Origin of the sequence: Pseudomonas duriflava (genome assembly GCF_007830155.1) — a bacterium.
GTDB classification, from domain to species: Bacteria; Pseudomonadota; Gammaproteobacteria; order Pseudomonadales; family Pseudomonadaceae; genus Chryseomonas; species Chryseomonas duriflava.
In genome coordinates, this window is sequence record NZ_VLKY01000009.1 from 100,911 (window position 1) to 113,197 (window position 12,287).

At 56.4% G+C, this 12,287-nt stretch carries 11 protein-coding genes; all 11 read left to right on the plus strand.

Annotated elements, in window-relative coordinates; translation table 11 throughout:
• Positions 1 to 129 precede the first annotated feature (129 nt).
• The 11 genes from IQ22_RS14155 to ltaE all read left to right on the plus strand — a co-directional run bounded on the left by IQ22_RS14155 (position 130) and on the right by ltaE (position 12,285).
• A complete protein-coding gene (locus IQ22_RS14155; protein WP_145143086.1) occupies positions 130 to 1,488 on the plus strand; it encodes a GntP family permease in 1,359 nt (452 codons plus the stop codon).
• Positions 1,489 to 1,538: 50 nt separating this feature from the next.
• Positions 1,539 to 2,675 carry a glycerate kinase gene (locus tag IQ22_RS14160; RefSeq protein ID WP_145143089.1) on the plus strand — a complete coding sequence of 379 codons (1,137 nt, stop codon included), beginning with the start codon at positions 1,539 to 1,541 and terminating at the stop codon, positions 2,673 to 2,675.
• Between the two features lie 189 nt (positions 2,676 to 2,864).
• The gene (locus IQ22_RS14165; RefSeq protein ID WP_145143091.1) at positions 2,865 to 3,338 is read left to right on the plus strand and encodes an outer membrane lipoprotein; all 474 of its coding nucleotides are present in this window, start codon (positions 2,865 to 2,867) and stop codon (positions 3,336 to 3,338) included.
• Positions 3,339 to 3,645: 307 nt separating this feature from the next.
• Entirely contained in the window at positions 3,646 to 4,866 is a 1,221-nt protein-coding gene (locus IQ22_RS14170) for an aspartate aminotransferase family protein (protein WP_145143093.1), read from the plus strand.
• Between the two features lie 72 nt (positions 4,867 to 4,938).
• A complete protein-coding gene (gene aruF / locus IQ22_RS14175) occupies positions 4,939 to 5,958 on the plus strand; it encodes an arginine/ornithine succinyltransferase subunit alpha (RefSeq protein ID WP_145143095.1) in 1,020 nt (339 codons plus the stop codon).
• A gap of 97 nt (positions 5,959 to 6,055) precedes the next feature.
• Entirely contained in the window at positions 6,056 to 7,066 is a 1,011-nt protein-coding gene (astA, locus tag IQ22_RS14180) for an arginine N-succinyltransferase (RefSeq protein WP_145143097.1), read from the plus strand.
• A gap of 9 nt (positions 7,067 to 7,075) precedes the next feature.
• A complete protein-coding gene (gene astD, locus IQ22_RS14185; protein ID WP_145143099.1) occupies positions 7,076 to 8,539 on the plus strand; it encodes a succinylglutamate-semialdehyde dehydrogenase in 1,464 nt (487 codons plus the stop codon).
• Positions 8,536 to 9,882, plus strand: coding sequence for an N-succinylarginine dihydrolase (gene astB, locus IQ22_RS14190; RefSeq protein WP_145143101.1), 1,347 nt, complete (start codon positions 8,536 to 8,538; stop codon positions 9,880 to 9,882). Before astD ends, astB begins: the two co-directional genes overlap by 4 nt.
• 10 nt (positions 9,883 to 9,892) lie before the next feature.
• Positions 9,893 to 10,177, plus strand: coding sequence for a GTPase (locus IQ22_RS14195; protein WP_145143103.1), 285 nt, complete (start codon positions 9,893 to 9,895; stop codon positions 10,175 to 10,177).
• Positions 10,178 to 10,204: 27 nt separating this feature from the next.
• Positions 10,205 to 11,233 (plus strand): succinylglutamate desuccinylase, encoded by a 1,029-nt coding sequence (astE, locus tag IQ22_RS14200; RefSeq protein ID WP_145143105.1) that lies wholly within the window; start codon positions 10,205 to 10,207, stop codon positions 11,231 to 11,233.
• Positions 11,234 to 11,280: 47 nt separating this feature from the next.
• Complete coding sequence (gene ltaE / locus IQ22_RS14205; RefSeq protein WP_145143107.1) at positions 11,281 to 12,285, plus strand: low-specificity L-threonine aldolase; 1,005 nt, start codon at positions 11,281 to 11,283, stop codon at positions 12,283 to 12,285.
• Positions 12,286 to 12,287 lie beyond the last annotated feature (2 nt).

A 12,287-nucleotide genomic window follows, 5' to 3' on the forward strand; every position in this document is an offset into this window, starting at 1 on the left:
GCGCACAATAAAGATCGTGCAAAAAAGCAATTTCTTTGTGCTGCTGCCTCAGGCGAAAGGTTTCTACTTGATAGCACAATAGGCTCAACCTTGCGGTAATCCGATCACAATAACAATCCGGAGCCTGACATGAGTCTTGTCCTTATTCTGGTAGCGCTGATTGCGTTCATCGTCATCACAACGACACGCTTAAAGCTACACCCTTTCCTTGCTTTGCTGCTGGCTGCGTTTCTGGCCGGTTTCGCGTATCAGGTCCCGGTGTCTGATATCACCAAAACCCTTACAGCTGGTTTTGGCAGTATTTTGGGCTACATCGGTATTGTAATTGCGCTTGGTACAATCATTGGTGTGATCCTCGAACGCAGTGGCGCTGCCATTACCATGGCTGAAACCGTAATTCGACTACTGGGTGAGCGCTTTCCAACGCTGACCCTTTCCATCATTGGCTACCTCGTGTCGATTCCGGTCTTTTGCGACTCTGGTTACGTCATCCTTAACTCATTGAAAAATGCGTTAGCGGCGCGAATGAGGGTCTCGCTGGTTTCGATGAGCGTGGCGCTGGCTACTGGTCTTTATGCTACGCACACGTTCGTACCGCCTACGCCTGGTCCAATTGCGGCAGCAGGTAATCTAGGCCTTGATGCACAGTTAGGGTTAGTAATCGCCGTTGGCTTGGTCGTGTCCTTTGTTACTGCCATGGCAGGTCTATGGTGGGCCAACCGGTTCCTTAATAAAGATATCGCGCTGGTAGATGACGGTACGCCCATGCCGGCAGCAGAAGACTTTGCTGCCCTCCGTGCACGGTACGGGACCTTGCCCAGCGCCTTTCAGGCCTTCGCGCCGATTTTTGTACCAATTTTGTTGATCTGTTTAGGCTCTGTGGCGGCGTTTCCAGGCAGGCCGTTCGGAGAGGGTATGGCCCTGACCGTGTTCGGCTTCATCGGTCAACCCGTGCCTGCGTTGTTGGTTGGGCTGGCGCTTGCCTGTACCTTGTTGAAGGGAAGCAACAAGCGGCAAGAGTTTCAGGAACGTGTGACGGAGGGCATTCTGGCAGCGGCGCCGATTCTGCTGATTACTGGCGCGGGCGGAGCCTTTGGCGCTGTGCTAAAGGTTACTCCTCTAGGCGATTACCTGGGATCTACGCTTTCGGCGTTGGGGATTGGCCTATTCATGCCATTCCTCGTGGCAGCAGCCTTGAAGACGGCTCAGGGATCTACCACGGTTGCCTTGGTCACTACCTCCGCATTAGTCGCTCCCTTGCTCGGCCAGCTTGGGCTGGATAGTGAAATAGGGCGGGTCCTTACCGTTATGGCGATCGGTGCGGGGGCAATGACGGTTTCCCATGCTAATGACAGTTTCTTCTGGGTCGTTACGCAATTTAGCCGCATGAGTGTAGCTACAGCTTATCGTGCCCAAACCCTGGCGACCCTGGTACAGGGGCTCGTGGGTATGGCTACCGTTTGGCTATTGAGTCTGATCCTGCTTTGACAACCGAGTGACGATCACTAAGAGGCTGATCCATCAGTCGGGAGCTTTTTATGAAAATTATCATTGCACCAGACTCTTTCAAGGAAAGCTTAAGTGCGCCTGCTGTGGCTGAAGCTATAGCCCGGGGGTGGCAGCAGATCTATCCCGAAGCCAGATGTGTGCTCAAGCCCATGGCCGATGGTGGAGAGGGCACTGTTGACGCACTGCTAGCTGCGGTAGGGGGCGAGCGGCGTGAGCAGGTTGTGCAAGGGCCTATGCTTGAAGCGGTGACAGCACAGTGGGGCTGGCTGGGGCAAAGGACGGCTGTAATCGAGATGGCTGCTGCGAGTGGTCTGCATTGGGTGCTACGGGAGCAGAGGGATGCATTGCGTGCCTGTAGTTACGGAACCGGCGAGCTGATCCTTGCCGCGCTGGATGCTGGAGCAAAGCGGATTATTCTCGGCTTGGGCGGCAGTGCCACCAATGATGGGGGCTCCGGTTTGCTGCGTGCGCTTGGCATACGTTTTCTAGATGAGCGCGAGCAGACTCTACCGCCAGGTGGGGCTGCCCTGGCTCAGCTCGCACGAATCGATATGGCAGGGCTCGATCCACGCCTTGTGGATGTGCGTATCGATATTGCTGCCGATGTGGACAACCCCTTGTGTGGCCCTAAGGGCGCCTCGGCCGTATTCGGGCCGCAAAAGGGCGCTACGCCGGAGCAGGTACAGGTGCTCGATGCCGCACTGGCCCACTTCGCTCAGGTTACTGCCCGAGCTATTGGAAAGGATGTGAGCACGGTGCCGGGCGTAGGGGCCGCAGGCGGTTTGGGGTTTGCCGCCAAGGCTTTTCTTAACGCCGAGTTCCATCGCGGTATCGAATTAGTTGCCGATGTTTCCCGACTGGCCGAGGCCATGGCGGGTGCCGATCTGGTCATAACCGGCGAAGGCCGCCTTGACTCGCAGAGCCTTCATGGTAAGACGCCCGTCGGCGTGGCCAGAATTGCACAACAGGCTTCTGTTCCGGTAGTCGCTTTAGTGGGCAGCTTGGGCGAAGGTTATCAGCAGGTCTATGACGCAGGAATAACCGCAGCCTTTAGTCTGGCTCCAGGTCCGATCAGTCTGGAAACCGCTTGCTCGACCGCAGCCGCGGAGCTGGAGGCGAGGGCGGCCGATCTTGCCAGGCTATGGCGCTTGGCTCGCTCCTGTTAAGACAAAGCGTTCCGCTTGCGTGCCTGGTGCCTGGCAATCTGAACGCTAACTGACGAGCCCGTGCAGTATTCAGCCAATGACTCAACGAGTATGCGAGGATTTAACCAAAGCTGAACATTCCTGTCAGGCAGGATGTCCATCGCCTAAGGGTTCTGCCTGAACAGCCCTGTTGGAACTGGAGTAGAAACCATGAAAAAAACCACTCAAGTAGTCGCCTCGCTCACAGCTGCCGTACTATTGGCTGGCTGTGTATCCAATCAGTCGGGCGATGTCTATTCACGAGATGAGGCGCGTCAGGTACAGACCGTCCGGATGGGAACTATCACTGCTCTTCGTCCGGTCAAGATTGAAGGAACCAAAACACCAATCGGCACCGGTGCCGGTGCGGCTGTTGGTGGTATTGCCGGCAGCGGAATCGGCGGCGGTCGGGGCAGTTATGTGGCTGCCATTGTCGGAGCGGTAGCGGGCGGACTTTTAGGTGCCGCAACAGAAGAAGGCTTTACCCGAGCCGACGGTGTAGAAATCACTGTGCGAGAGGATGACGGTAGCAGCCGTGCCTATGTTCAGGAAGTCGGCAAGGGTGAAGTATTCCGGGTCGGCGAGCGGGTGCGGATCTTGACGGTCAATGGTACAAGCCGCGTAGCGCCTAGCGTTCCGCAGTAAAACATGTTCAGGTCACGGCTTCGGTCCGTCAGGGTTGATGCCGCGACCTGCCAAAAGCCTGCGCAGTGCTGATACGTCCCAAGCGCAGTACAACTATTTTCTTACCTTGAATAAGCCTGTCTTCAACCCTTCCCGCCCAGGCGCAGAGACCATAGACTGCGTATTGCCGATCGTTTCTGTCGTATATCTGTAAGGCTCCACGTCTATCGGTTGTGCGCTGTAAATAGTTGTCGCATCGCGGCAATGCCCGGCTCGTTCCATTCCCTACAATCCTCCCATCGCTAGCCTAGAAGGCAGGAGAAATTCGATGTCTGCTCCGCAGTCCCCGGTGCAACGCGCCGACTTTGATCAATTCATGGTGCCCAACTATGCGCCCGCCGCCTTTATTCCCGTACGAGGCGAAGGCTCCCGTGTCTGGGATCAAGGCGGTCGAGAGCTGATTGACTTCTCAGGTGGCATTGCCGTCAATGCCCTGGGTCATGGTCACCCGGCACTGATGAAGGCACTGACCGAGCAGGCTAGCAAACTCTGGCATCTGTCCAATGTTTATACCAACGAGCCGGCACTGCGCATGGCCCGGCAGTTGGTTGAATCGACCTTTGCCGAGCGAGTGTTCTTTGCTAACTCAGGGGCGGAAGCTAACGAGGCGGCTTTCAAGCTGGCCCGTCGCTATGGGCATGATGTCAGTGGTGGCAGCCGCTACGAAATCATCGCCATGATCAATAGCTTTCATGGACGTACGCTGTTCACTGTTAGCGTAGGTGGCCAGCCGAAGTATTCCGAAGGCTTTGGGCCCAAGATCGAAGGTATCACCCACGTGCCGTTCAACGACCTGGACGCACTAAAAGCAGCTATTTCGGAAAAGACCTGTGCGGTAGTCATTGAGCCGATCCAGGGTGAGGGCGGTGTATTACCGGCTGAGCAAGGTTTCCTGCAAGGCGCTCGGGAGCTGTGCGACGCGCATGGCGCACTGTTGATTTTTGACGAGGTGCAGAGCGGCGTCGGCCGGTCTGGATATCTGTACGCGTATATGCACTATGGCGTGGTGCCAGACATTTTGACCAGCGCGAAGAGTCTGGGCGGTGGTTTCCCAATTGGAGCCATGCTGACCACGGAAAAGTTGGCGTCGCATTTTTCTGTAGGTGTTCATGGCAGTACCTACGGCGGTAACCCGCTGGGGTGCGCAGTAGGTTCTGCACTGTTGGAGGTCGTTAATACGCCTGAGGTGCTTGATGGCGTGAAGGCGCGTTATGAACGTTTCCGTACTGCCCTTGAATCAATGGCCGACAAATACGGCATTTTCTCTGGTGTTCGAGGCATGGGCCTGTTAATCGGTGCGTTGTTGAGCGAGCCCTGGAAGGGCAAGGCCAAAGATGTACTGACGGCGGCCAACGAAGAAGGTTTGATGGTCCTGCAGGCCGGTCCCGATGTCATCCGGTTCGCCCCTAGTCTAGTGATCAGCGAAGCGGATATCGACGAAGGCTTGGCACGACTGGAACGTGCCATTGCCCGGATTACGCAGGCCTAATTGACAGGTGGCGCAGGGACGCGCCGCCATCTTCAGGGATGAACTCTTTTTTCACTATTAAGGAGCGACTTCATGCTGGTGATGCGACCGGCCCGGGCATCCGACTTGCCTCATGTACAGCGTCTGGCTGCGGACAGTCCAGTGGGGGTCACCTCGTTGCCGGACGATACGGAGCGACTCCGGGAAAAGATTCGTCTGTCGGAGGCCTCCTTTGCCGCCGAAGTCAGCTTCAATGGTGAAGAAAGCTACTTTTTTGTTCTAGAGGATACCCAAACGGGGCGGCTGGCTGGTTGCTCGGCCATTATCGCAACGGCAGGTTTCTCCGAGCCCTTTTACAGTTTTCGTAACGAGACGTTTATCCACGCTTCGCGTGAGTTAAAGATTCATAACAAGACTCATGTGCTTTCGCTGTGTCATGACCTGACCGGCAATAGCGTGCTCAGTAGCTTTTACGTCGAACGCGACTTGCTCGATACGCCTTATGCCGAGCTTAACTCCCGAGGCCGCCTGTTGTTCATGGCCGGGCATCCGGAGCGCTTTGCAGATTCGGTCGTAGTAGAAATTGTCGGTATGAGCGATGAACAGGGAGACTCTCCCTTTTGGAATGCCGTAGGTCGTCACTTCTTTGATGTGAGCTATGCCGAAGCTGAGCGCATTTCCGGTGCCAAGAGCCGGACATTCTTGGCCGAACTGATGCCAATCTACCCGATCTACGTGCCTCTGCTATCAGATGCTGCTCAGGAAGCCATGGGGCAGGTTCATCCACGTGCACAGATCACTTTCGATGTATTGACCCGAGAGGGTTTCGAAACGGACAACTACATCGACATTTTCGATGGCGGGCCGACGCTGCATGCCCGTACAAGCGCTATCCGCTCAATTGCCAGCAGCCAAGTGGCACGCGTTGACAGCCCTCGTGAGACGGTAGGAAGTGGCCAGGTCTATCTGATTAGTAACGATCGCCTACAAGACTACCGAGCCGTGGTTCAGACACTCGATTGGGCGCCGGGTCAGCCCGTGGCGTTGCCGCAATCGGTTGCCGAGGCGCTGTGCGTGTCTGTTGGCGATACCGTGCGGCTGATAGCCGTCTGACGATGAGCACGGCTCAGTGTATCGCTGTTATGAAATTCCCTGCCTGCGCCACAAGTATGGTTCTGGCGGCTAGCGGCTTCAGGGTTTCGGAGGAAACATGATTATTCGTCCTGTCACCAGCGCGGACCTGCCAGCGCTGATCGATCTCGCACGCACGACCGGTGCGGGATTGACTACCTTGCCTGCTAGCGAGGAGCGTTTGGCGCATCGGGTAGCCTGGGCCGAGAAAAGCTTTCGTGGCGAGGCCGAGCCTGCCGATGCCGACTACCTCTTTGTGCTTGAGCAGGATGATGGTCGTGTAGTGGGCATCTCGGGCATTGCTGGGGCTGTAGGGTTGCGTGAACCTTGGTACAACTACCGGGTAGGACTAACTGTCAGCGCCTCGCGTGAACTGAATATTCATCGTCAGATACCGACGCTATTTATGGCTAACGATCTGACGGACAACTCCGAGCTATGTTCCCTGTTCCTACATGCTGACTATCGTCATGGCCTCAATGGGCGTTTGTTATCTAAGGCGCGCTTTCTCTTTATCGCCGAGTTTCGCAAGCTGTTCTCGAACAAGCTGATCGCCGAAATGCGTGGTGTTTCGGACAGCCGGGGGCTGTCGCCATTCTGGGAGAACCTGGGGCGCCATTTCTTCAAGATGGAATTTTCCCAGGCGGACTACCTGACGGGCGTTGGGCATAAGGCTTTCATTGCCGAGTTGATGCCAAAGTTTCCGCTCTATACCTGTTTCCTGTCGGACGCAGCGCGGGCCGTCATAGGACGCGTCCATCCGGATACCGAGCCGGCCTTGCGTATGCTCAACGCCGAAGGCTTCGCTTATCAGGGTTATGTGGATATTTTCGATGCTGGCCCTGCCATCGAGTCGGAAACCGACAAGGTTCGGGCGATTCAGCAAAGCCAGACGCTGGTCCTCTCGATTGGAACACCTGGTGATGATGCTGTGTCTTATCTGATCCATAACCGTAAGCGCGAGCAGTGCCGGATCACAGCAGCCCCGGCGCGAGTGGCCTCGGGGACCTTGGTTGTGGATCCGGTTACCGCCCGCCGATTACAGCTGTCGGCAGGTGCACAAGTGCGTGCTGTTACGGTTGCGCCCTAGGAGTCCTCTATGAATACGCAATATATCGGTGGTCAATGGCAGGCAGGCGAGGGCGCAGAGTTCGTTTCGCTCAATCCTGTCACACAGGCAGTCGTGTGGTCGGGCCGTGAGGCTTTGGCGCAGCAGGTTGAAGCAGCCGTCAAAGCGGCGCGTCAGGCATTCTCTAGCTGGGCGCGGCAATCGCTTGAAACCCGCATTCGCTATATCGAGGCTTTTGCCGCTGTGCTCAAGTCTCGTAGTGAGCAGTTGGCGCAAATCATCGGAGAGGAAACTGGAAAGCCTTTGTGGGAGGCCACGACCGAAGTGACCAGTATGGTTAACAAGGTGGCTATTTCCATCCAGGCCTACCGGGAGCGCACCGGTGAAAAAGCTGGCATGTTAGGTGAGGCAAAAACCATGTTGCGGCATAAGCCGCACGGCGTTGTCGCTGTCTTTGGCCCTTATAACTTCCCGGGTCACCTGCCTAATGGTCATATCGTTCCAGCGTTGCTGGCAGGTAATGCCGTTATCTTCAAGCCTAGTGAACTGACCCCCGGCGTGGCCGAATTCACCGTTAAATGCTGGATCGAGGCGGGGTTGCCGGCTGGGGTGCTCAACCTTGTACAAGGTGCGCGTGATACCGGGGTCGCTTTGGCTGCCCAGGACGAGCTCGACGGCTTATTCTTTACCGGCTCAAGCCGTACAGGCGCCTTGCTTCATCAGCAGTTTGCAGGAGTGCCACACAAGATCCTGGCACTGGAGATGGGAGGTAACAATCCCCTTATCGTCGATACGGTCGATGACGTTCCGGCGGCGGTCTACACCATCCTTCAATCGGCCTTTATCTCTGCTGGGCAGCGCTGCACATGTGCGCGCCGCCTGCTCGTTCCTCGGGGCGAACAAGGGGATGCGCTACTAGAGCAGCTAGTCCAGGCGGCGAAAAACTTGCGTGTTGGACGCTTCGATGACGATCCGGCACCTTTCATGGGCTCGGTTATTTCTCTAGACGCGGCCCGCCAGTTGCTCGAAGCACAGCGGTATCTTCAGAAGGCTGATGGCGTTTCGTTGCTCGACATGGTCCAGCCGAACGCCACTGAGGCTTTACTGACACCGGGCATTATTGACGTTACCGCTGTTTCGGAGCGCCCTGATGAGGAGTTCTTCGGACCCTTGCTCCAAGTGGTGCGCTACGACAACTTCGCTCAGGCTATCAAGGTGGCAAATGCCACTCGGTTCGGCTTGGCAGCCGGCCTGCTATCTTCCTCGCGAGAGCGGTATGAGCAGTTCTTGCTCGAATCCCGTGCGGGCATCGTCAATTGGAATCGTCCCTTGACGGGCGCGGCCAGCAGCGCGCCCTTTGGGGGCATCGGAGCCTCCGGTAATCATCGCCCAAGTGCCTATTACGCAGCCGACTACTGCGCCTATCCAGTCGCTTCTCTGGAAGCCGAAGCGCTCGACCTGCCTGCCACTCTCTTGCCTGGAGTCCAGTTATGAACGCCTATGAAGTCAATTTCGACGGCCTGGTAGGCCCGACGCACAATTACGGCGGCCTTTCCTATGGCAACGTCGCCTCGCAGAGCAATGGCCAGCAGGTTTCCAACCCGCGTGAGGCGGCCCGGCAAGGCTTGGCCAAAATGAAAGCGCTGATGGAAATGGGGTTTAAGCAGGGCGTCTTCGCTCCGCAAGAGCGTCCGGCGGTGGCGGCACTCCGCAGCCTCGGCTTTTCCGGTACGGATGCCCAGGTTATTGAAAAGGCCGCCCGCGAGGCGCTGCCTTTGCTGATGGCGGTCAGTTCGGCCTCGTCCATGTGGACGGCTAATGCTGCAACGATCAGCCCTAGCGCCGATACGGCGGATGGGCGTGTTCATTTCACGGCAGCGAACTTGAATAACAAGTTTCATCGTGGCATTGAGCATCCCACTACCAGTCGGGTGTTGTCCGCCATGTTTCCGGATGAATCCTGCTTCGCCCACCATGCCGCGTTGCCGCCAGCCAGCCAGTTCGGTGACGAAGGGGCTGCAAACCACACGCGTTTCTGCCGGGGTTACGGCGAGGCGGGTGTTGAGTTCTTCGTCTTTGGGCGTAGTGCTTTCGATAGTCGTTATCCTGCGCCTCAGCGCTACCCGGCCCGGCAAACCCTGGAGGCTTCCCAGGCAGTGGCTCGGCTGCACGGTCTGAGCGAAGATGGCGTGGTATATGCTCAACAGAACCCAGCCGTAATCGACCAAGGCGTATTCCATAACGATGTCATTGCCGTAGGCAATGCCGGCGTGCTTTTTTATCATCAGGATGCCTTTCTCGAAACTGACCAGGTGCTTGCTGAAATCCATAGCAAGCTGGACCGGCGCGGTGGGCGTTTGCAGGCGATTTGTGTACCCCGTGATCAGGTCGGGGTTGAGGATGCAGTACGGTCCTACTTGTTTAATAGCCAACTACTGTTACGGTCTGATGGGCACTCCTTGCTGATCGTGCCGGAAGAGTGCCGTCAGAATCCACGTGTATGGGGCTATTTGAATCAATTGATCGCCAGTGATGGGCCGATCCGTGAGGTCAAGGTTTTCGATCTCAAGCAGAGCATGCAGAATGGCGGGGGCCCCGCGTGTCTGCGTTTGCGCGTTGCCCTTAAGGAGCATGAGCTGGCCGCTGTAAATCAAAAGGTTATCCTGACGCCGGAGCTCTATACGCAACTGGTCACTTGGGTAGATACTCACTACCGTGACCGCTTGAGCGTATCGGATCTTGCCGACCCGCACTTGCTGATCGAGTGCCGAACGGCTCTGGATGTGCTTACGCAAATCCTTGGCCTGGGTTCGGTGTACCCCTTTCAGATCGATTGAGTGCTTGATTATGACCATTGGCTTGTCCCTTATCCTTGAAGATGCTCAGGGCGAACATCAGGAAGTAGAGGCTTTTCGTATTGCCGTCCACCTCAATGATCGTGATCTCTGGCTTGAGCCGGACGGGCAGGGTGGGCTGACCCTCTATGCGGAATCTTTCGAAGACGAAGTCGAGACGCCGGTCATTACCTTGCGGCCCCAGGCGGTCAATCAGTTTGGGTTGACGGTTAGCCTCGAGCCGGTTGAGGATGGCCACGAACATGGTCCGGATTGCGGTTGCGAACACGACCACTGATCAATCTTTTACCCAGACAGGATCATCATGACGGAACAGTACGGTCTTTCCCTGGGCAAGTTGCTTGAGCTAACCCTGGCCGGTCGGGAGCCGGCCGAAAAAATCCAACTTACTTCGAGTGGCACTCGGCTGCAGTGGTTGGAAGAGGGCGCCTTGTTGGTCAAGCCTGCAGCCAGTGAGGATACTGGCTTCGACGTGCTGCTTTCTGCCGGAATACACGGCAATGAAACGGCTCCTATAGAGTTAGTGGACAGGCTTTTGAAAAGTATTGCCCGAGGAGAGATCAAGCCTCGGGTACGGATTCTGTTTCTGCTGGGTAATCCAGAGGCGATGCGGCGCAATGTCCGCTTTGTAGAACAGGACATGAATCGACTGTTTAACGGCCGTCATGCCTTGATGTCAGGATTTGAAGCCCAGCGGGCTGATCAACTGGAGCGACTGGTTTCACAATTCTTCAGCGAGCCTAAACGTGCGCGTTTGCATTACGATCTGCATACCGCCATTCGGGGGTCGGCTATCGAGCGCTTCGCCCTGTATCCCTGGAGTGAAGGACGTACTCATTCCCAGGCTGAAATGGCGCGGCTGGAAGCGGCTGGTATTGATGCCATTTTGTTGCAGAGCAAGCCGGGCATTACGTTTAGTGCTTACAGTTATGCTGCTCACGAGGCGGAGGCATTTACGTTAGAGCTAGGTAAGGCTCGGCCTTTCGGACAGAACGCAGGCGTTGATCTTTCAAAGCTTGAGTCCGGGCTAAGGGCTTTGATCGAGCAGCGTGAACCGCCTCGGCCTGAAAAGCCAGAGCACTTAAGAGTTTTTCGCGTGTCACGAGAGATCATCAAGCACAGCGATAACTTTAAGCTCCACCTGGCTGATGATGTTGCTAACTTTACAGCCTTACCTGAAGGTTATCTGCTGGCTGAAGACGGCGTACATCAATGGATCGTGACCGAAACGGATGCACGAATCATTTTTCCCAATCCTCATGTCAAGCCAGGCCTTCGTGCTGGAATATTGATCGTGCCCTGTACTCCTGCAGGCCAGGCCGTGCTTTCTTAGGCGGCTTTGCATTAGCATCGGCTCTTCCTTGTTTCGGAGCCGCCTGCATGAGCCTTATCGATCTGCGAAGTGATACCGTTACTCAGCCTACGCCAGACATGCGCGACGTCATGACGAGGGCTGAAGTTGGCGATGATGTCTATGGCGAGGACCCTACCGTTCTCGAGCTACAGCGTTATTTAGCGGACACGCTGGGATTTGAAGCCGCTTTGTTCGTTCCTAGCGGCACCATGAGTAACCTTCTGGGGCTGATGGCGCATTGCGAGCGGGGGGACGAATACCTAGTTGGCCAGCAGGCTCATACCTATAAATACGAAGGGGGAGGAGCGGCTGTACTGGGTTCCATTCAGCCTCAGCCGGTTGAGATGGAAGCAGACGGCTCACTAAGCCTGGAGCGGTTGGCAGGCTACATCAAACCGCACGATTTCCACTTCGCTCGTACCCGCCTGCTGGTCCTGGAAAATACAGTGCATGGTAAAGTATTGCCGCTTGACTATTTGGCAGCCGCTCGCCGCTTTACCCAGGAGCGCGAGCTCGGACTGCATCTAGACGGTGCGCGCTTGTATAACGCGGCTGTTAAGCTTGAGGTTGCTCCTCGGGAAATCACCCAATACTTCGACTCTGTGTCGGTTTGCCTCTCCAAAGGACTAGGCGCGCCTGTCGGGTCCGTGTTGTGCGGTAATCAGGCCTTTATCAACAAAGCTATGCGTTGGCGTAAGGTGGTCGGCGGAGGCATGCGCCAAGCCGGTATCCTCGCTGCGGCAGGCTTGTATGCGCTTAAAAACCAAGTGGCCCGCCTGGCTGATGATCATGCTAACGCGGCACGGCTGGCAGAAGGTCTGGTCGAACTGGGCTACACTGTCGAGCCGGTGCAAACCAATATGGTCTATGTCAGCATAGGCGATCAAGCATCCCGGTTGGCCGCTTTCCTGCGTGATCGGGAGGTAGTGATTAGTCCAGCGGCGCGCCTGCGGCTGGTGACTCACCTAAATGTTGGAGCGGCCGATATCGAAACCGTGCTTGAAGCATTTGCCGCTTATCGTTCGCTGTAAGT

What these genes read in the sequence shown, in the direction of transcription:
- aruF (WP_145143095.1), top strand. Translation starts at nt 4,939, where the DNA reads ATGCTGGTGATGCGACCGGCCCGGGCATCCGACTTGCCTCATGTACAG.
- IQ22_RS14155 (WP_145143086.1), top strand. Translation starts at nt 130, where the DNA reads ATGAGTCTTGTCCTTATTCTGGTAGCGCTGATTGCGTTCATCGTCATC.
- ltaE (WP_145143107.1), top strand. Translation starts at nt 11,281, where the DNA reads ATGAGCCTTATCGATCTGCGAAGTGATACCGTTACTCAGCCTACGCCA.
- astD (WP_145143099.1), top strand. Translation starts at nt 7,076, where the DNA reads ATGAATACGCAATATATCGGTGGTCAATGGCAGGCAGGCGAGGGCGCA.
- astA (WP_145143097.1), top strand. Translation starts at nt 6,056, where the DNA reads ATGATTATTCGTCCTGTCACCAGCGCGGACCTGCCAGCGCTGATCGAT.
- astE (WP_145143105.1), top strand. Translation starts at nt 10,205, where the DNA reads ATGACGGAACAGTACGGTCTTTCCCTGGGCAAGTTGCTTGAGCTAACC.
- IQ22_RS14165 (WP_145143091.1), top strand. Translation starts at nt 2,865, where the DNA reads ATGAAAAAAACCACTCAAGTAGTCGCCTCGCTCACAGCTGCCGTACTA.
- IQ22_RS14195 (WP_145143103.1), top strand. Translation starts at nt 9,893, where the DNA reads ATGACCATTGGCTTGTCCCTTATCCTTGAAGATGCTCAGGGCGAACAT.
- IQ22_RS14170 (WP_145143093.1), top strand. Translation starts at nt 3,646, where the DNA reads ATGTCTGCTCCGCAGTCCCCGGTGCAACGCGCCGACTTTGATCAATTC.
- IQ22_RS14160 (WP_145143089.1), top strand. Translation starts at nt 1,539, where the DNA reads ATGAAAATTATCATTGCACCAGACTCTTTCAAGGAAAGCTTAAGTGCG.
- astB (WP_145143101.1), top strand. Translation starts at nt 8,536, where the DNA reads ATGAACGCCTATGAAGTCAATTTCGACGGCCTGGTAGGCCCGACGCAC.